This is a genomic window from Sphingosinicellaceae bacterium (assembly GCA_019285715.1).
Lineage (GTDB): Bacteria > Pseudomonadota > Alphaproteobacteria > Sphingomonadales > Sphingomonadaceae > Glacieibacterium.
Genome location: CP079108.1, coordinates 626568 through 644873, shown reverse-complemented (window position 1 = coordinate 644873; position 18306 = coordinate 626568). Strand labels below are relative to the sequence as shown.

Below are 18306 nucleotides of genomic sequence, written 5' to 3'. Positions count from 1 at the left end.
TCATCCCCGCGGCGGCGGGGACCCACGATCTCGGAATGTCGTGTTCATGGGTCCCCGCCAGCGCGGAGATCACAGGGCAGTCGGTCTGCGCTTACTCGTTGATCTGGCGGCGGAAGAACGGCGGGATCTCGACGTCGGTCCCTGCCTCGGGCTGGCGCTCGGGCTCCGGGGCCAGTGTCGTCGGGGCGCGCGGCGCTGCGGGCTTTGTACCACGGCTGAGGTTGAGCATCTTCTGGAACAGCGACAGCGGCTCCTCGGGCGCAGGCTCGGGCTCCGGGGGACGAATCCGTATCACCGGGGCAGCGGTCGATGCCTTGGGGGTAAACTGCGCAATCAGCGGCTGCGGCTCCTCCTCGATCAGCTCGGCCTGGGCGAGGTCGAGCTCCTCGCTCATCGCCAGCTCGGGCAACGGCATCACCGGCTCGGGCTCGGGCACGGCTGCCTTGGGCTCCGGCAACGGCTCGGCGACGGGCGTGGTGCGGCCGGGGACCGCGACGGTCGGGCCGTCGAAGCTGCCGTTGTTGCGGCTGAACATGCTCGGACGCGGTGCCTGGACGCTCGGGGTGCGGGCGACGACATCGATGCCGGTCGCGACGACCGAGACGCGCATCATGCCGTTGAGGTCGGGGTTGAATGCCGAGCCGACGATGATGTTGGCGTCGGGGTCGACCATCTCGCGGATGTGGGTCGCGGCCTCGTCGACTTCGTGGAGGCGCAGGTCGTCGCCGCCGGTGATGTTGATGATGACGCCCTTGGCGCCCCGCATCGAGACTTCGTCGAGCAGCGGGTTGGCGATCGCCTTCTCGGCGGCCTCAATGGCGCGGCGCTCGCCGCTGGCCTCGCCGGTGCCCATCATCGCCTTGCCCATTTCCGACATCACGGTGCGGATGTCGGCGAAGTCGAGGTTGATCAGGCCCGGCATGATCATCAGGTCGGTGATGCCGCGGACGCCCTGGTGGAGGACCTGGTCGGCCATGCCGAAGGCCTCCTTGAACGTGGTGTTGGCGTTGGCGATCAGGAACAGGTTCTGGTTCGGGATGATGATCAGCGTGTCGACGTGCTGCTGCAGCTCCATGATGCCGTCCTCGGCGGCGCGCATCCGGCGCAGCCCCTCGAAGGCAAACGGCTTGGTGACGACGCCGACGGTCAGGATCCCCTTCTCGCGGGCAGCGCGCGCCACGACGGGCGCCGCACCGGTGCCGGTACCGCCGCCCATGCCCGCGGTAATGAAGCACATGTGGCAGCCTTCGAGTGCGTTCTCGAGCTGGTCGATGGTCTCTTCGGCCGAGGCCTTGCCGATCTCCGGCCGCGACCCGGCACCAAGGCCTTGCGTGATCTTGAGCCCGAGCTGGATCCGGGTTTCGGCCTTCGACGCCTGCAGCGCCTGCGCGTCGGTATTGGCGACGACGAAGTCGACGCCCTGCAACTGCGCGTTGATCATGTTGGCGACCGCGTTACCGCCCGCTCCGCCGACCCCGATTACGGTGATCCGTGGCTTGAGCTCTGTCAGCTGCGGTCGTTGCAGTTCCAGCATGTCGTATCTCCCTTGCACGTCACATACCATTACCGGTGGTCCGGCATCAAATGCTGCTTTTGAGTTTCTTGAACATTCCACCCCATCCATTGCCCTGACTGACCGGTCCGGCGACCGGTTTGCCCGAGCGGGAATGGTAGAGGTCCTGGACGTCGGCGGCGGCGAACAGCGCGAGGCCCGCCAGCGTCGCGAAGGCGCAGCCCGATTGCGCCTCCGGCAGCGCCGTCAGCCCGCGCGGCCGCCCGAGCCGGACCGACCGCCCGAGCGCGCCCTGCGCGAAGTCGGAAATGGCGCGCAGCTCGGCGCCGCCGCCGGTCAACACGACCTGCCGTGCTTGTGGCCCGGTATAGCCGAGTTCGACCAGCGCCTTGGCGATCTCGCCGAACAGCGCATCGAGGCGGTGGCGGATGACGCCGATCATCTGTGCAGTCGGTACCCGCCGCGGCTCGGCATTGTCGTCGTCGCTGATCGGCAGGATCTCGATCGCCTCGTGGTTGTCCTTGGGGCTGGTGATCGCCGCGCCATACAGGACCTTGAGCCGCTCGGCGTGGACCCGCTTGGTGGCGAAGGCGGAGGCGATGTCGTTGGTGATGTCGCCCGCGCCCATCGGCACCGTCGCAACGCCGATCAACTGGCCCATCATGTGGACCGCGATATTGGTCACGCCCGCGCCGATCTCGACAAGCGCGACGCCGAGGTCGCGCTCCTCCTTGACCAGGCAGGCGTAGCTCGCGGCGACCGGCGAGGCGACCATGGTCTTGACGCCGAGGTGGGCGCTCCGGACCGCAAGGTCGAGGTTGCGGATCGGCGGCGTGTCAGCCGTAACGACGTGGATGTCCATGCCGAGCCGGTCGGCATGGAAGCCGAAGGGCTGCTCGACCCCGTGCCCGTCGATGGCGAAGAGGGCGGGGGCCGCGTGCAGCACCGAGCGCGCGCCCGGCTCGATGCGGGCGCGGCCCTCGATCATCAGGCGGTTCATGTCCTCCTGCGCGATGCGGTGGCCGCCGATGTCGATCTCGACCGCGGTGACGTGGCTGTCGAGGCCGCCCGCGGACAGGTTGACGAAGGCTTCCTCGACCTGGACGCCGGCGTTGCGCTCGGCCTGGTCCATCGCGGCGCGGATCGCCGCCTCGGTGCGCTCCATGTCGGCGACCAGCCCGCGTCGCAGCCCCTGGCAGAAGCGCTGCCCGACGCCAATGACGCGGGGCGCGCCGTCGCCGCCGACCATGGCGATGAGGGCTGCGACCTTCGACGTGCCGACGTCGAGGACCGCGACGGTGCGCTCGCCGCGGACGACGCGTGCAACGGATTTGGAGACCGGCTTGGCCATCAGGTCACGAACGACTTCTTGTCGGACTTGCGGTCCTTGGCGGCGGCGGCCAGCGCGGTGCCGACGCCCGGGCCACGCAAGGTCAGCTTGTTCGGCGTGCGCAGGTCGAAGCGCGTGAAGCCACGGTCGATCAGGCCGTGCGCCTTGTCGAGCGCCGCGAACTGGGTCAGCGCGCGCTCGCTGGCGGCATCGCCTTCGGGCAGCGCCATCGTCTCGCCGGTGCGCAGCTGCAGGTCCCAGCGACGGCCGCCGACGAGGATCGCCGCCTTCACCTGCTTCGCCAGCGCCGGATGCTGGTCGAGGCGCCCGAGGATCTCGTTGGCACGCTGGTTGGCTTCCGGACCGACGACGAGGGGCAATTTGCCGAAGCGCTCCAGGCCCTCGTCGGTCAGCGGCTGGCCGCTACGGTCGATGGCGGAAACATGATGCTGATACTGCCACAGCGCCGCGGGCCGCCGCTCGACGATGTCGACGATCAGCGTGTCCGGCAGCCGCCGGCCGACGCTGGCATCGGCAACCCATGGCAGCGCGAGCAGCCGCTGGCGCGACTTCTCGAGGTCGACAAGCAGCATCGAGTTGGTCGACCCATCGAGCGCCGCGGTATAGACCGGCAGCTTGCCAAGATGGTTGAGCCCGCTCACCTCGACATGACGAACCTCGAAGCCGGCATCCGCAGCGGCGACCGCGCCCTTCTGCCACCAGCGCTGGGGGACGCCGAGCGCCGTCGCCCCGACCCCGACCGCGAGCACGAAGAGCACCCCAAAAGTGGTCCCGACAGTGCGGTAGAAACGTCCCGGCGCCACCGGCAGCGTCGTCAGTTTCGGCGGCGGCGGGCGCACGGCCTTGCGGGCGGGGCGCTTCTGGGCCTGGCCGCGACGCTGGACGGTGCGGGTCATGCGAGCGCGCTCGCGAGGATGCGTCCGACGAGGTCGTCGTAGCTGATGCCGCAATGTTTCGCCTGTTCGGGCACGAGGCTGAGCGAGGTCATGCCGGGCTGGGTATTGACCTCGAGCAGGTACAATCCGTCGACGCCCTGCGCCGGATCGAAGCGGAAATCCGACCGCGAGGTACCCCGGCAGCCCAGCGCGACGTGTGCATCGAGGGCCATCTTCAACGCTGCCGCCTCGATGCCGGCGGGTAGTTCCGCCGGGCAGGTGTGAACGGTCAGGCCGTCGGTGTACTTGGCGTCATAGTCGTAGAAGCCTTGCGTCGGGTTAAGCTCGGTGACGGCAAGCGCCTCGCCGTCGAGGACCGCGACGGTCAACTCGCGCCCGGCGATGAACGGCTCGGCGAGCAACTCGTCGAAGTGCCGCCACGGCCCCTCGACGTCGCGGCCGATAGGATTGCCGTAGTTCGACTGGTCGGTGACGATGGCGACGCCGACCGACGAGCCCTCGTTGACCGGCTTGAGCACGTACGGGCGCGGCAGCGGGTCGCCGTCGTGGAGGCTGGCGCTGCTGACGATGTGTCCGCCGGGCATCCGGATCCCGAGCGGCACCAGCACCAGCTTGGTCAACACCTTGTCGATCGCGATCGCCGACGTCCGCAACCCGGAGTGGGTGTACTTGAACCCCATCAGGTCGAGCAGGCCCTGCACAGAACCGTCTTCGCCGGGCGTGCCGTGGAGCGCGTTGAAGACCACGTCGGGCGCGGCCTCGGTAAGGCGCTGGGCGACGTCGTGGCCCATGTCGATCGCGGTAACGTCGTGGCCGAGGCGTTCGAGCGCCGCCGCGATGCCACGCCCGGAGGTCAGCGAAACCTCGCGCTCGGCGGACCAGCCGCCCATGAGGACCGCGACCTTCATGCGCGCCCCACCCGCTCGATTTCCCATTCGAGCTCGACACCGGAGTGAGCCAGAACCCGGCGGCGGACCTCGTCACCGAGCGCCTCGATGTCGGCGCTGGTCGCGTCGCCGGTGTTGATCAGGAAGTTGGTGTGCTTCTCGCTGACCTGCGCGCCGCCGACCTGCAAGCCCCGGCAGCCGGCCGCGTCGACGAGCTGCCACGCCTTGTGCCCGGGCGGGTTCTTGAAGGTCGAGCCGCCGGTGCGCGACCGCAGTGGCTGCGACGCTTCGCGTTCGGCGGCGATGCGGTCCATCTCGGCGGCGATGGTCGACTTGTCGCCGGGGAGCCCGCGGAACACCGCCTCGACGACGATGTCGCCCTGTGGCAGCGCCGAGTGGCGATAGCTGAAACCGAACGCGCTGGCGGGCAAGGTCTCGACCGCGCCCGAGCCGCGGACGACAGTGGCCTCAACGAGAATGTCGGACACGTCGCGGCCGTAGGCGCCGGCATTCATCCGCACCGCGCCGCCGGCGGTGCCGGGGATACCGCGCAGGAACTCGAGGCCTGCGAGGCTCGCGTCACGAGCCGCCGACGCGACCGAAATGCCCGGAGCACCGCCCCCGGCACGGACGAGGTCACCCTCGACCGAAATCTGCGCCATCGCCTTGCCGAGCCGGACGGTCACGCCGTCGACGCCGCCGTCGCGCACGATCAGGTTCGAGCCAAGGCCGAGCGGCAGCACTGCGGTTTCGGCCGGGAGATCGGCGACGAACGCCGCAAGATCGTCGGCATCGGCCGGCTCGAACAGCGTCTCCGCCGCGCCGCCGGTCTTGAACCAGATCAGCGGCGCCAGCGGTGCATCGGCGGTCAGCCGGCCGCGCCTTCCCTCCCCCCTCGAGGGGGAGGGACCGGTCGCCGCTTGGCGACCAGGGAGAGGGGGTGCGGTGGCGATCACGCGGCCCCTCTCCCTGCTTGCGAAGACGCAACCTGTCCCTCCCCCTCGAGGGGGGAGGGAAGGCGAGCGGCGCGGATGCCATCGGCGAGGCCCGCGGCCCACTTGGTGATGTCGCCCGCGCCGAGGCAGACGATCATATCGCCGGGCTTGGCCTCCTCGGCCATCTGTTCGGCGAGCATGGCGGCGCTGTCGGTGGTGAAGATCAGGCGATGACCGGCGCGCTTGAGGCCTGTCGCCAGCGCCTCCGCATCGACGCCCTCGATCGGGGTTTCGCCAGCGGTATAGACCGGTGCGACCCACACGCCGTCGGCGTCGTTGAAGGCGGTCTGGAACTCGGCCATCAGGTCGCGCAGGCGGGTGAAGCGGTGCGGCTGGACGACCGCGAGTACCCTGCCTTGCGCGCCTTCGCGAGCGGCGGCGAGCACGGCCTTGATCTCGACCGGATGGTGGCCGTAGTCGTCGATGACGGTGATTCCGTCGACTTCGCCGACATGGGTGAAGCGCCGCTTGACCCCGCCGAAGTTGGCGAAGCCGCTGCGGATCGCGTCGTCGGACAGCTTGAGCTCGAGCGCCACCGCGACCGCGGCGAGAGCGTTCTGGACGTTGTGGCGGCCGGGCATCGGCAGCATCAGGTCGGTGATCCGGCGCTCGCCGTCGCGGCCGCGGATCAGCGCGTCGAAGCGGTTGCCGCCCGGCACCGGCACGACGTTCTCGCCGCGCACGTCGGCCTGCGCGCTGAACCCATAAGTGACGATCCGCCGGTCGGAGACGCGCGGCAGCAGCGCCTGGACCTCGGGGTGGTCGATGCACAGCACGCCGGCGCCGTAGAACGGCACGTGCTCGACGAACTCGGCGAAGGCGTCGCGGACGCGCTCGAAGCTGCCCCAGTGGTCGAGGTGCTCCGGGTCGATGTTGGTGACGACGCCAATGGTGCCGGCGAGGCGCAGGAACGAGCCGTCGCTCTCGTCCGCCTCGACGACCATCCAGTCGCCCGCACCGAGGCGTGCGTTGGAGCCGTAGGTGTTGATGATGCCGCCGTTGATCACCGTCGGGTCGAGGCCGCCCGCATCGAGCAGCGCCGCGACCATCGAGGTGGTCGTCGTCTTGCCGTGGGTGCCGGCGACCGCGACCGTCGACTTGAGGCGCATCAGCTCGGCCAGCATCTCGGCACGGCGCACGACCGGGATGCGCTTTTCCAGCGCGGCGGCGACTTCGGGGTTGGTGCGCTTGATCGCGGTCGAGGTGACGACGACGGCGGCGTTCTTGAGGTTGTCGGCGCTGTGGCCGATCATCACCTCGATGCCCTTGTCGCGCAGGTGGGCGACGACATAGCCCTCCGCGACGTCGGAGCCCTGGACCTTGTAGCCGAGGTTGCACATCACCTCGGCGATGCCGGACATGCCGATGCCGCCGATGCCGACGAAGTGAATCGTCCCGATTTCCGTGCCGATGCCGGTCATGCCGCTGCCCCAAGCTGGATCGCGAGAGTGGCGACCGCCGCCCCCGCATCGGGGCGACCGACGCTCTTAGCCGCATGCGCGGCTTTTTGTAGAGAGTCAGGCGTCGCCGTAAGCGAAACAATTGCCGCGGCGACGTTCGCGGGGGTGAAATCCTTCTCCGAAAGCATCGGACCGGCGCCGGCGCGCACGAATTCCGCGGCATTGGCGGTCTGGTGGTCGTCCATCGCCGCCGCGAAAGGCACGAGGATCGCGGGGCGGCCGGCCGCGGCAAGCTCGGCCATCGTCGACGCACCCGAGCGTGAGACCACCAAGCTGGCGGCAGCAAGGCGCGCGGGCAGGTCGGCAAAGTAGCTCGCGCACTCGGCGGCAACCCCAAGGTCGGTGTACCTGGCGCGGACGATGGCGAGATCCTCCTCGCGGCATTGCTGGATGACCAGCAGGCGCGCGCGGAGGTCGGCGGGGAGCTCGGCGATCGCGGCAGGGACGACCCGCGACAGGATCGAAGCGCCCTGGCTACCGCCGATGATCAGCAGGTTGATCAGACCCTCGGACGGCGGTGCCTCGCCGATCGCGCGGACCGCGTCGCGCACCGGCAGGCCGGTCAGCACGGTCTTGGCGTCGTATTTCGCCGGTAGCCGCCGCGTGCCCGCGAAGCTCGTGGCGATGCGGGTCGCGCGGCCGGCGAGGAAGCGGTTGGTGCGTCCGAACACGGCGTTTTGCTCGTGGAGGATGGTCGGGATCTTGAGCGCCGAGGCAGCGAGCAGCGGCGGCAACGACGGGTAGCCGCCAAAGCCGATGACTGCCGCGACATGCTCGGCCTTCAGGAACTTCATCGCGTCAGCCCGCCCGCGCCAGATCGCGCGCAGCGACTTCAGCGGTGTACGCAGGCTGAGCACCGCGGACTCGATGATGCGGCTGGTGACGCCGGTGAACAGCCCGGGAAAGCGCAGCCCGCGCGCGTCGGTCAGCAGCGTCACCCGGTGGCCGCGCTTGATCAGTTCGTGCGCGACGACGGACGCGGGGACCATGTGGCCCCCGGTCCCGCCCGCCGCGACGACGTAGTGGCTCATGCGGTGCGGACCCCGACATAAGGTGAGTGCTTGAGGAAGCGGTTGCGCCGGGTCAGCGCCAGCAACAGCCCCATGCCGAGCGACAACGCCAGGAACGACGAGCCGCCGTGGCTGACGAACGGCAGGGTCATGCCCTTCGACGGCATCAGCTTGAGGTTGACGCTCATGTTGATCGCTGCCTGCAGCCCGAACTGGACCGCGAGACCGGAGGCGGCGAGGAAAATGAACGGCTCCTCCTCGTCGAGCAGTTGGAGCAGCACCCTCAGCACGATCGCGAGGTACAGCACCGCGACGAGCGCGCAGGCGACAGCGCCGAACTCCTCGCCGATCACCGAGAAGATGTAGTCGGTGTGCGGCTCGGGCAGCTTGAACTTCATGACGCCCTCACCGGGGCCAGCGCCGAACAAGCCTCCCGCCTTGAAGCAGTCGAGCGCCCGGTCGATCTGGTAGGTGTCGCCGCCGCCGGTCAGGAACTTGTCGATGCGCTCGGTGACGTGGGGGACGAATTCATAGCTCAGCGCCAGCCCCACCGCGCCCGCTGCGACCGAGCCGCCGACGACCCAGATGCTCATGCCCGCGAGGATTGCCTGGGTCAGCCATACCGCTCCAAACAGCGCCGTCTGGCCGAAGTCGGGCTGCTTCACCAGCAAGGCGGCGATGATCACCAGGAGCCCGAACGACAGCTGCATCGTCGGTACCGAGCGGTCGTCGAAGCGCAGGCCGAGCAGCCACGCCGTGGTCACGATGAAGACCGGCTTCAGGAACTCCGAAGGCTGGAACTGGAAGCCGGGCAGCGCGATCCAGCGCACCGCGCCGTTGACCTCGGCTCCGACCAGCGGCACCGCAAACAGGCAGGCGAGGAACACCACCGTCAGCGCGATCGCGACACGCTTCGCCCAGGCGATCGGCAGGATCGAGACGCCGAGCATCAGCGGCACGCCGGCCAGCACCCACATTATCTGGCGCTTCAGATAGAACAGGTCGCCGACGTGGACGTTGCCGCCCGAATAGCGGTGCGCGGCGGCGGGCGAGGCGGCGGCGACAGCGATGAGCCCGGCACCGATCAGCAGCATGACGAGGGTCAGCAGCAACTTGTCGATGGTCCAGAACCAGTGACCGACCGCGCTCCGGTCGTTACGCGACAACGCCTTCATTCAAGCCCCCCGACAAGCGCCCGGAACGCGTCGCCGCGTGCCTCGTAATCCTTGAACTGGTCGTAAGACGCGCACGCCGGCGACAGCAGCACGACCTCGCCCGATACCGCAGCCCGGTGCGCCTGCGCGACCGCCTCGGCAAGTGTCCCAGCCTGCACGACGGGCACCTGGCCCTCGAGCACGCCGGCAAACACCGGCATCGCTTCCCCGATCAGGTAGGCGGCGCGGACATGCCCGAAGAACGGCGCGCAGGCGTCGAGCTCGTCGGTCTTGGCGCGGCCACCGGCGATCCAGTGGATGTGCGGATAAGCGGCCAGTGCCGGTGCCGTGGAGGTCGGGTTGGTCGCCTTGCTGTCGTTGACGTACGTGACGCCGCTGACGGTGGCAACGCGCTCCATGCGGTGCGGCAAGCCCTTGTAGCTGGCGAGGCCGCTGAGGATGACGTCGTTGTCCAGCCCGAGCGAGCGGCAGGCGGCAATCGCGGCGGCGGCGTTCTGGGCGTTGTGCGGCCCCTGCAGGTCGGGCCAGTCGGACTGCCGCCCGATCGCCAGCCCGTCGACATACGCAACACCGCCACCGACGCTGACGCCCTCCTCGACGATCCGGCTGGCCGACGCCGGCACGAGGTGCGCGACGACCATCTCGGCGATGTTGCACGCCAGCCTGTCGTCCATCGCGATGACCGCGTCGTCCTCCGGCACCTGCATCGCGAACAGCCGTGCCTTGGCGGCCGCATAGGCCTCGACGGTGCCGTGGCGATCGAGGTGGTCGGGGGTAATGTTGAGCAGCACCGCGACCTCGCTGACCAGGCTGAAGGTCAGGTCGAGCTGGAAGCTGGACAGTTCGAGGACATAGACGCCGCCCTCGGGCAGCGCCTCCTGCGACAGGATCGGCAGGCCGATGTTGCCGCCCATCGTCGTCGGGACGCCCGCCTGCTCGAGAATGTGGTGGATCAACGCCGTCGTCGTCGACTTGCCGTTGGTACCGGTGATGCCGACAACCTTGTGCGGCGGCAACTCGGGCCGGGCGAGCGCGAACAGCTCGATATCGCCGATAACCGGGATCTTCGCCGCGGTCGCCTTGACGAACAGCGGGGCTGCGTGCGGGACGCCGGGCGAGACGATCAGCGCATCGAGGGTGCGGAGGTCGGCCTGGTGTAGGTCGGTGGTCGCGCCGCCGAACGCCGTCCGCGCCGCCTCGCCGTCGTCCCACGCCAGCACCGTCGCGCCGCTCGCGGTCAACGCGGCGACGACCGACGTGCCGGTGCGCGCCAGCCCGTAGACGCCGTAGGTCTTCCCCGCGAAGATTTTCGCCGTGATCACCGCAGCTTGAGCGTCGCGAGGCCGGCGAGCGCCAGCACGATCGAGACGATCCAGAAGCGGATGACGACCGTCGACTCGCTCCAGCCGAGGTGCTCGAAATGGTGGTGGAGCGGGGCCATGCGGAAGACGCGCTTGCCGGTGGTCTTGAAGCTCACGACCTGGACGATGACGCTGACCGTCTCCAGCACGAACAGCCCGCCGATCAGGACCAGCACGATCTCGTGGTTGGTGACGACCGCGATCGACCCCAGCGCGCCGCCGAGCGCGAGGCTGCCGGTGTCGCCCATGAACACCGCTGCGGGCGGTGCGTTGTACCAGAGGAAGCCGAGGCACGCCCCGATCATCGCGGCCGCGAACACCGCGAGCTCGCCCGATCCGGGGACGTGATGGATGCCGAGGTAGTCGGAAAACCGGATGTTGCCCGCGAGGTAGGCGATCACGCCGAAGGTCAGCGCGGCGATGATCACCGGCATCGTCGCCAGCCCGTCGAGGCCGTCGGTCAGGTTCACCGCGTTGCCGAAGCCGGCGATGATGAACGCGCCGAACAGGATGTAGCCGAGGCCGAGCGGGATACCCGCGTCCTTGAGGAACGGCAGGTACAGGGTCGTGCCGGTCTTGCTGGCGATCCACGTCACCGCGAGGCCGGCGACGAAGAACTCGATCAGCAGGCGGGTGCGGCCGGAGATGCCCTTGTTGCTGCGCTTCGTGACCTTGTCGTAGTCGTCCATGAAGCCGATCGCGCCGAAACCGAGCGTCACGCCGAGGCAGGCCCAGGTGAAGCCGTTGTTGAAGTCCATCCAGATCAGCGTCGAGATCGTCATCGCGATCAGGATCATCAGGCCGCCCATCGTCGGCGTGCCGCGCTTGGTCAGCAGGTGCGAGGCGGGCCCGTCCTCGCGGATCGGCTGGCCCTCCTTGCCCTGCCGGGTGCGCAGCAAGGCGATGAAGCGCGGCCCGATCAGCAATGCGATGAACAGCGCCGTCGCCACCGCCGCGCCGCTGCGGAACGTCAGGTAGCGGAACAGGTTGAGCACGCCCTCGAATTCGAAATAGCGGGCGAGGGCGTAGATCATGGACGGTCTTCCTCGCGCAGTGCCGTGACGACGGCACCGAGGCCGACACCGTTCGAGCCCTTGACGAGCAAGACGTCGTCGGGGGCGAGGTCGAGGCTATCGCGAACCTGCGCGGCGCTGTCGACATGGCGCACGCCGAGTTGCCGCCTGAGCGCGTCGGCAAGTGGCGCCATCGCCGGGCCGACCAGGATCGCGCGCGTCACGCCCGCCGCGACGATCATCGGCGCGAGGCCGGCGTGGAAGTCCGAACCCTGTGCGCCAAGCTCGCGCATCTCGCCGAGCAGCGCGATGCGGCGGCCTTTGCCGACGGGTACGGCGTCGCCCAGCACCGCGAGTGCGGCCGCCATCGAGGCAGGATTGGCGTTGTAGCTCTCGTCGATGACGATGACCCCGGCGGCGGTGCGGAAGCGCTGCCCGCGCCCCGGCAGGCCGGACATCTCCGCGAGCGCAAGGCCCGCCAGCGCGAGGTCGCCGCCGACCGCCTGCACCACCGCCAGCACGCCGAGCGCGTTCTCGAGCCAGTGCTTGCCGGCCATGCCGATCTTGAAGGTCAGGCGCTCGTCGCCGACCTGCGCGGTGCACGTCGTCAGGTCGGGGAGCAGCGCATAGTCGAGCGGGTGGACGTCGGCCGCGCTGTCGAGGCCGAAGGTGACGATGGTCGCCGCGAACGGACGGGCGTGTCCGATCAGGCGGTCGCGGTGCGGGCTGCCGTAGGGGATGACCGCGGTCCCACCGTCCTCGAGTCCAGCGAAGATCTCGCCCTTGGCGTCCGCGATGGCTTCCTCGCTGCCGAAGAACTCGATGTGGGCAGGGGCGATGGTGGTGACGACCGCGACGTGGGGCCGGACCTGCGCGGTCAGGGCGTGGAGCTCGCCGGCGTGGTTCATGCCCATCTCGAACACCCCGAAGCGCGACGCAGCGGGCATCCGCGCCAGGCTCAGCGGTACGCCGACGTGATTGTTGTAGCTCTTGACCGAGGCGTGGACGCGGTCGGGGGCAAAGCGCTCGAGGCTCGCGGCGATGGCGGTCTTGACCCCGGTCTTGCCAGCGCTGCCGGTGACCCCGATGACCTTGCCGGACATGCGCGCGCGGGCCGAACGCCCGAGCGCTTCGAGGGCTGCGGTGGTGTCGGCGACCAGCACGTGAGGCGCGTCGACCGGCTCGGAGACGAGGAAGCCGCGCGCGCCGCGCAGCTTCGCCTGCTCGATGAACTTGTGACCGTCGGTGGCCTCGCCCTTGAGCGCGACGAACAACTCGCCGCCGATGATTTCGCGCGAGTCAAACGTCACCGCATCGACGTCGAAGTCACCGTGGACGGTGCCGGCGGTGGCCTCGGCGATCTCCGCGCTGGTCCACAACGCTCGCATCGGGCCCGTCATGCCGCGCACTCGCGCGCGACCTGGATGTCGTCGAAGGGCAGCACCCGGTCGCCGACGATCTGCCCCTGCTCGTGGCCCTTGCCGGCGATCAGCACGACGTCGCCGGGGCCGCTTTCGGCAAGCGCCGCCGCAATCGCCGAGCGCCGGTCGCCGATCTCGGTCGCGCCGGGGGCTGCCGCCAGGATCGCGGCGCGGATGCTGGCGGGGTCCTCGGAGCGCGGGTTGTCGTCGGTGACGATGACCCGGTCGGCGTCGCGCACCGCGACCGCGCCCATCTCGGGGCGCTTTCCGGTATCGCGGTCGCCGCCCGCGCCGAGCACGACGATCAGGCGGTCGCGTGTGTGCGGGCGGAGCGCGGCGATCGCGGCCTCGACCGCGTCGGGCGTGTGGGCGTAGTCGACATAGACCGGTGCGCCGCTGCGGGCGATGACGGCGCGCTCGAGGCGGCCGCGCACCGGCTGCAGGCGCGCGCAGTTCGCCAACGTTGTCGCAACGTCGCCACCGGTCGCGATGCACAGGCCGGCCGCGACGAGCGTGTTCGCCGCCTGGTAGGCACCGATCAGCGGCAGCTCGATCTTGAAGGTCTTGCCCGCCGCCTCGACGACCAGCGTCTGCCCGAGCTGCGTCGGCGTGCGCGACACCAGCTTGAGAGCTTCCCCGCCCTCCCCGACCGTCATCACCTTGAGGCCACGCGCTGTCGCCGCCGCGATCACCCGCGCGCTCCAGTCGCCGTCATCGGCCCAGACGACTGCAGTTCCGGCGCTGTCCACGACCTCGGTAAACAGCCGCAGTTTGGCGGCGAAATACGCCTCCATCGTCAGGTGATAGTCGAGGTGGTCGCGGCTCAAATTGGTGAATCCGGCGGCGCTGACCGGCAGCCCCTCGGTGCGGAACTGGGCGAGGCCGTGGCTCGACGCCTCGAACGCCGCGTGGGTCACGCCCTCGCGCTGCAGGCCCGCCATGTTGGCGAGGAAGGTCACCACGTCGGGCGTCGTCAGGCCGGTGGTGACGCGGTCGTGCGCGGTGGTGACGCCGAGCGTGCCGATGCTCGCGGCATTGTGCCCGGCCATCAGCCACAATTGGCGCAGCAGTTCGGTGGTGCTGGTCTTGCCGTTGGTGCCGGTAACCGCGACGGTGGTGGCGGGGAACGGCGCGAAGAACTTGGCCGCCAGCCGCGCGAACGCCCGCCGCGGCTCCGGGTCGGCGACGTGCCAGGCCCCGACGACGCTCGCCCCGGGCCGTGCCACGACCGCCACCGCGCCGCTCGCGACCGCGCCCGCGATGAAATCCTCGCCGTTGAACTTCGTGCCCGTGAACGCCCCGAACACCGTTCCCGGCGCGACCTTCCGGTGGTCGAGCGCGAACCCGGTGACGTCGGCGTCCGGAGCCCCCGGGACCAGCGCCGCGAGCCTCACTCGTCCGCCTGCTTGTCCGTAATCAGGCCAAGCAGCCCGCCGATGTCGATGTCTTTGCTATCGTCGGGCTGGACGCCGAGCATCGGGCCGATGCGGGTCACGAGCTTCTCGATGATCGGCGCCGAGACCATGCCGGCGGTCGCGAAGCCGCCGGTTTCGGCATTGCCGTGCGGCTCGTCGAGCATCGCCAGCACGACATAGCGCGGCGCGTCCATCGGGAAGGCCCCGGCGAAGGTCGAGACCAATTGGTTGTGCGCGTAGTGGCCGTTGACGACCTTTTCCGCGGTGCCGGTCTTGCCGCCGACGCGGTAGCCCTGCGCGTTCGCCTTGCGCCCGGTGCCGTTGGTGACGACAAGGCGGAACAGCGCACGCAGCTTGGCGGTGGTCGCCTCGGTGAAGACGCGGTGGCCCGGGACCGGCTGGCCGGGCTGGACCTTGAGCATCGTCGCGGGGTGGAGGATGCCGCCGTTGGCCAACGCCGCATAGGCCGTCGCGAGGTGGAGAGGTGACACCGAGACGCCGTGGCCAAAGCCGACCGTCATCACCGCCGCCTCGCCCCAGTTGCTGACCGGCGGATAGATCGGGCGGCCCTTCTCGAACAGCTCGACGTCGACCTTCTTGAAGAACCCGAGCTGGTCGAGATAGGCGCGCTGGCGCTCGCCGCCGAGTTGCGACGCGATCCGCGCCGTGCCGATGTTCGACGAGTGGATGAAGATCTCCGGCGTCGTCGCAAACTTGCGCAGCTCATGGCCGCGGTCGTCGTGGATGGTGTGGCCGCCGATGGTGATCGGGGCGCGCGCGTCGAAGGTCTGGCTCATCGAGGTGATGACGCCCGAGTCCAACGCCATCGCGATGGTCAGTGCCTTGAAGGTCGAGCCGAGCTCGTAGACGCCGACCGTCGTGCGGTTGAAGCGCGCATCGTTGCTGTCGTGGCCGGGCGCGTTGGGGTTGAAGGTCGGCAACGACGCCATCGCGACGACCTCGCCGGTGTGGACGTCCAAGATCAGGCCGGCCGCGCCGATCGCCCGGAACTTGACCATCGCCGCGCCGAGTTCGGACTCGAGCGCCTGCTGGACGCGGCTATCCATCGCCAGCGCGACCGGCATCCCGCGCGTCGCGGGATCGGTCAGGCGCTTGTCGAGGACGCGTTCCATGCCCGACATGCCGTAGCTGCGGTCCTTGCCCTCGGCGGTGTAGCCGATCGCGTGGGCACCGAGATCGAGGTCCGGATACAGGCGCTGCGGCTCGCGGCGCAGCGCCAGGCCGGGGTCGCCGAGGTCGTTGATCGCCTTCGCCTGCCACGGCAGCACCCGGCGCGCGACGTAGCGGAAGGCCTTGGGGCTGCTCAGCTCCGCATAGATTTCGGCCTCGGTGCGCTCGGTCAGGATCGCGGCGAGACGGTGCGCGAGGGCGTGCCGGTCGGTGATCAGCTTGCGCGGCTCGACGGTGATCGCGAAGGCATCGAAGCTCCGCGCCAGCTCGACGCCGTTACGGTCGACGATGTCGCCGCGCGCCGGTAGCAGCAGGGACGAGGCGTTGTCGCTGGCGGGCGCGGCGTGGAGCACCGCGAGGTCGACAAGGCGCAGGCACAGCACCGCGATCAGCGCGATGAACAGCATGCCGCCGATCACCAGGCGCGACCGCGCCTGGGCGAAGGCGGTCTGTCGCCGCCCGGCAAGCGCCACCGGCCGCGGCGGCAGCCGCGTCAATGCGCTGGCGGTGGCAACGCCGGCATTCACCGCAGCGCGACGCGGCGCAGGGCGACCTGCTGCAGGGTCGCGGTACCCGGGGCGCTCGGCAGGGCGTCACTTGCGGCGGCGACGTAGCTGGCGACCGTGGTCAGGCGCGACGCGGTTGTGTGCGCCGGGGTCGGTGCCGGCGTGTAGGCGACCGTCTGGAGCGGCGCGGCGGCGGGAGCGGGTGCTGCGGCGATGGCAAGTTGCGGAGCCGGGGCGGCCGGACGCGGCGCCTCGAAGTTCGCCAGCTTGACGGGATCATTGACCAGTTGCTGCGCGGTCGCCGCCTGCAGCCCGAATACCTGCTCGTTCCAGCGCGCCAGCTCGGGCAGCCGGGCGCGGGTCCGGAACTCGACCTGCAAGGTGCGGATGCCGCGCTCGTTGCTGGCGATCTCGCGGCGCAGGTCGGTGACCGCCTTGCGCTCACCGGATGCCTTCAGCGACACCGTGTAGCAGCCGAGCATGATGGCGAGCGTCGCGCCACCCCAGATCAGTGAACCAAAGCGGATCATGCGGCACTCCTACTCAGCGTATCGTGACTTGAATCGTGGCCCCAGGCGGGGGCGGCGGTGCGAACGGCGGCGCGCAGGGTCGCCGACCGTGCGCGAGGATTGCGGCGGGTCTCGGCATCCGAGGCGCGCACGGCCTTGGCGGGACGTGCGAAGCTCGGGGGGCGGCCGGCGAGCGCCGGGGGTGCGTGGCGCGAACCGGCGGGGGTGCCGCCCGAACGCTCGCGCAGGAACGACTTGACCGCGCGGTCCTCGAGGCTGTGGAAACTGACCACCGCAAGCCGCCCGCCGGGGCGCAGCAGGCGCTCGGCGGCGAGCAGCCCGGCATCGAGTTCGCCGAGCTCGTCGTTGATGTGGATGCGGAGCGCCTGGAAGGTGCGCGTCGACGGGTCCTTGCCACCGGGCTGCGGGCCGCAGACGCTGCGCACCAGCCGCGCCAGCTCCGACGTCCGGGTCAGCGGGCGGTCGGCGACGATGGCGCGCGCGATGCGCCGCGCCTTGGGCTCGTCGCCGAGGTTGTAGATGACGTCGGCGATGGTCGCCTCGTCGGCCGAGTTGATGAAGTCGGCGGCGGTCATCCCATCGCCGCCCATCCGCATGTCGAGCGGACCGTCCGACATGAACGAGAAGCCGCGCTCGGGCTGGTCGATCTGCATCGACGAGACGCCGATATCGAGCGCGATGGCGTCGACCGCATCGATGCCGCGGTCGGCGAGCTCGCGGTCCATGACGGCGAAACGCGCCTCGATCAGGGTCAGGCGGTCACCGTACCCGGCGGTCATCGCGGCCCCGCCGGCGATCGCGGTCGGGTCGCGGTCGAAGGCATAGGCCGTCGCGCCCTGCTCCAGCGCCGCGCGTGTGTAGCCACCCGCACCGAACGTGCCGTCGACGTAGAGTGCGCCGTCCGACAGCGCGAGCGCGGCCATGACTTCGTCGAGGAGGACGGGAACGTGGCTCATGCCGCTTCGCCGCGCGCTTCGAGTTCGCGGCGCAGGATGCGCGCCGTCGACGGATCGAGGTCCGGCACCCCGAGCAGCGTGCGCGGGTTCCACAGCTCGAAATACTCGCCCGCACCGAGGAAATAGACGAACCGCTCGAGACCCAGCAGGTCCTTCAGCGTCGGCGTCAGGGTGATGCGGTGGGCCTCGTCGATCTTGAGGCGGGTGGTGTTGCCGAACGCCCGGCGCAGCGCGACGCTGCGCTCACGCGAGTAATTGCCGGCATAGCGGGTCTCGATTTCGGCGCGCAGCGCGTCGCCGTGGGTCGGGTCGTAGGCGACCAGGCAGTCGTCGTACTCGGAGGGGCCGAGGATCAGCTCGCGCTCGACCGAACGCGCGGCAACGATCTCGCGAAACGCCGTCGGGACCGACACGCGCAACTTCGCGTCGACCGCATTCAGCGCAAAGCCAAGATATTGTTCCCCCGCCACCGATCCCCTCGCCTGGCAGGGCCTCCCTTCAAGTCACGGACAAGCCGCAACAATCCGAATGGGAAGAAAACCCGCCACCACTTCTGTGGACAAGCAGGTATCATGGGCTGGGTTGGGCCTCAATGGGAAATCTTGGGCACAGCCGCCATTTCGGAC

16 protein-coding genes are annotated in these 18306 nt (G+C 69.7%); all 16 read right to left on the bottom strand.

Translation table 11 applies throughout. The features are described 5' to 3' along the window. Positions 1 to 91: 91 nt before the first annotated feature. Genes ftsZ through KX816_03060 form a run of 16 tightly spaced genes read right to left on the bottom strand, consistent with a single transcriptional unit; the run spans position 92 to position 18150 of the window. Positions 92 to 1534, bottom strand: coding sequence for a cell division protein FtsZ (gene ftsZ / locus KX816_03135; GenBank protein QXQ07065.1), 1443 nt, complete (start codon positions 1532 to 1534; stop codon positions 92 to 94). 46 nt (positions 1535 to 1580) lie between these two features. After that, a complete protein-coding gene (gene ftsA, locus KX816_03130; GenBank protein QXQ07064.1) occupies positions 1581 to 2864 on the bottom strand; it encodes a cell division protein FtsA in 1284 nt (427 codons plus the stop codon). Further along, complete coding sequence (locus tag KX816_03125; GenBank protein QXQ07063.1) at positions 2864 to 3760, bottom strand: FtsQ-type POTRA domain-containing protein; 897 nt, start codon at positions 3758 to 3760, stop codon at positions 2864 to 2866. The genes ftsA and KX816_03125 overlap by 1 nt, the downstream gene beginning before the upstream one ends. After that, positions 3757 to 4668 (bottom strand): D-alanine--D-alanine ligase, encoded by a 912-nt coding sequence (locus KX816_03120; protein QXQ07062.1) that lies wholly within the window; start codon positions 4666 to 4668, stop codon positions 3757 to 3759. The genes KX816_03125 and KX816_03120 overlap by 4 nt, the downstream gene beginning before the upstream one ends. After that, positions 4665 to 5600: a UDP-N-acetylmuramate dehydrogenase gene (gene murB, locus KX816_03115; GenBank protein ID QXQ08372.1), complete on the bottom strand. Its 936-nt coding sequence runs from the start codon at positions 5598 to 5600 to the stop codon at positions 4665 to 4667. The genes KX816_03120 and murB overlap by 4 nt, the downstream gene beginning before the upstream one ends. Beyond that, a complete protein-coding gene (gene murC, locus KX816_03110) occupies positions 5600 to 7063 on the bottom strand; it encodes a UDP-N-acetylmuramate--L-alanine ligase (protein QXQ07061.1) in 1464 nt (487 codons plus the stop codon). The genes murB and murC overlap by 1 nt, the downstream gene beginning before the upstream one ends. Next, positions 7060 to 8133, bottom strand: a complete 1074-nt coding sequence (gene murG, locus KX816_03105) for an undecaprenyldiphospho-muramoylpentapeptide beta-N-acetylglucosaminyltransferase (protein ID QXQ07060.1) — start codon at positions 8131 to 8133, stop codon at positions 7060 to 7062. The genes murC and murG overlap by 4 nt, the downstream gene beginning before the upstream one ends. Further along, positions 8130 to 9287 carry a putative lipid II flippase FtsW gene (locus KX816_03100; GenBank protein ID QXQ07059.1) on the bottom strand — a complete coding sequence of 386 codons (1158 nt, stop codon included), beginning with the start codon at positions 9285 to 9287 and terminating at the stop codon, positions 8130 to 8132. The genes murG and KX816_03100 overlap by 4 nt, the downstream gene beginning before the upstream one ends. Further along, complete coding sequence (gene murD / locus KX816_03095) at positions 9284 to 10609, bottom strand: UDP-N-acetylmuramoyl-L-alanine--D-glutamate ligase (GenBank protein QXQ07058.1); 1326 nt, start codon at positions 10607 to 10609, stop codon at positions 9284 to 9286. The genes KX816_03100 and murD overlap by 4 nt, the downstream gene beginning before the upstream one ends. Then, on the bottom strand, positions 10606 to 11682 hold the full coding sequence (gene mraY, locus KX816_03090) for a phospho-N-acetylmuramoyl-pentapeptide-transferase (protein QXQ07057.1): 1077 nt from the start codon (positions 11680 to 11682) through the stop codon (positions 10606 to 10608). Before mraY ends, murD begins: the two co-directional genes overlap by 4 nt. Beyond that, complete coding sequence (locus KX816_03085; GenBank protein QXQ07056.1) at positions 11679 to 13061, bottom strand: UDP-N-acetylmuramoyl-tripeptide--D-alanyl-D-alanine ligase; 1383 nt, start codon at positions 13059 to 13061, stop codon at positions 11679 to 11681. The genes mraY and KX816_03085 overlap by 4 nt, the downstream gene beginning before the upstream one ends. Beyond that, entirely contained in the window at positions 13058 to 14476 is a 1419-nt protein-coding gene (locus tag KX816_03080) for a UDP-N-acetylmuramoyl-L-alanyl-D-glutamate--2,6-diaminopimelate ligase (GenBank protein ID QXQ07055.1), read from the bottom strand. Before KX816_03080 ends, KX816_03085 begins: the two co-directional genes overlap by 4 nt. After that, entirely contained in the window at positions 14473 to 16215 is a 1743-nt protein-coding gene (locus KX816_03075; GenBank protein ID QXQ07054.1) for a penicillin-binding protein 2, read from the bottom strand. Before KX816_03075 ends, KX816_03080 begins: the two co-directional genes overlap by 4 nt. Further along, entirely contained in the window at positions 16212 to 16724 is a 513-nt protein-coding gene (locus tag KX816_03070; protein ID QXQ07053.1) for a hypothetical protein, read from the bottom strand. Before KX816_03070 ends, KX816_03075 begins: the two co-directional genes overlap by 4 nt. Beyond that, positions 16721 to 17680 (bottom strand): 16S rRNA (cytosine(1402)-N(4))-methyltransferase RsmH, encoded by a 960-nt coding sequence (rsmH, locus tag KX816_03065; protein QXQ07052.1) that lies wholly within the window; start codon positions 17678 to 17680, stop codon positions 16721 to 16723. The genes KX816_03070 and rsmH overlap by 4 nt, the downstream gene beginning before the upstream one ends. Then, positions 17677 to 18150, bottom strand: a complete 474-nt coding sequence (locus KX816_03060) for a hypothetical protein (protein QXQ07051.1) — start codon at positions 18148 to 18150, stop codon at positions 17677 to 17679. The genes rsmH and KX816_03060 overlap by 4 nt, the downstream gene beginning before the upstream one ends. Positions 18151 to 18306: the final 156 nt, after the last annotated feature.

What these genes read in the sequence shown, in the direction of transcription:
- ftsZ (QXQ07065.1), bottom strand. Translation starts at nt 1,534, where the DNA reads ATGCTGGAACTGCAACGACCGCAGCTGACAGAGCTCAAGCCACGGATC.
- ftsA (QXQ07064.1), bottom strand. Translation starts at nt 2,864, where the DNA reads ATGGCCAAGCCGGTCTCCAAATCCGTTGCACGCGTCGTCCGCGGCGAG.
- KX816_03125 (QXQ07063.1), bottom strand. Translation starts at nt 3,760, where the DNA reads ATGACCCGCACCGTCCAGCGTCGCGGCCAGGCCCAGAAGCGCCCCGCC.
- KX816_03120 (QXQ07062.1), bottom strand. Translation starts at nt 4,668, where the DNA reads ATGAAGGTCGCGGTCCTCATGGGCGGCTGGTCCGCCGAGCGCGAGGTT.
- murC (QXQ07061.1), bottom strand. Translation starts at nt 7,063, where the DNA reads ATGACCGGCATCGGCACGGAAATCGGGACGATTCACTTCGTCGGCATC.
- murG (QXQ07060.1), bottom strand. Translation starts at nt 8,133, where the DNA reads ATGAGCCACTACGTCGTCGCGGCGGGCGGGACCGGGGGCCACATGGTC.
- KX816_03100 (QXQ07059.1), bottom strand. Translation starts at nt 9,287, where the DNA reads ATGAAGGCGTTGTCGCGTAACGACCGGAGCGCGGTCGGTCACTGGTTC.
- mraY (QXQ07057.1), bottom strand. Translation starts at nt 11,682, where the DNA reads ATGATCTACGCCCTCGCCCGCTATTTCGAATTCGAGGGCGTGCTCAAC.
- KX816_03085 (QXQ07056.1), bottom strand. Translation starts at nt 13,061, where the DNA reads ATGACGGGCCCGATGCGAGCGTTGTGGACCAGCGCGGAGATCGCCGAG.
- KX816_03070 (QXQ07053.1), bottom strand. Translation starts at nt 16,724, where the DNA reads ATGATCCGCTTTGGTTCACTGATCTGGGGTGGCGCGACGCTCGCCATC.
- rsmH (QXQ07052.1), bottom strand. Translation starts at nt 17,680, where the DNA reads ATGAGCCACGTTCCCGTCCTCCTCGACGAAGTCATGGCCGCGCTCGCG.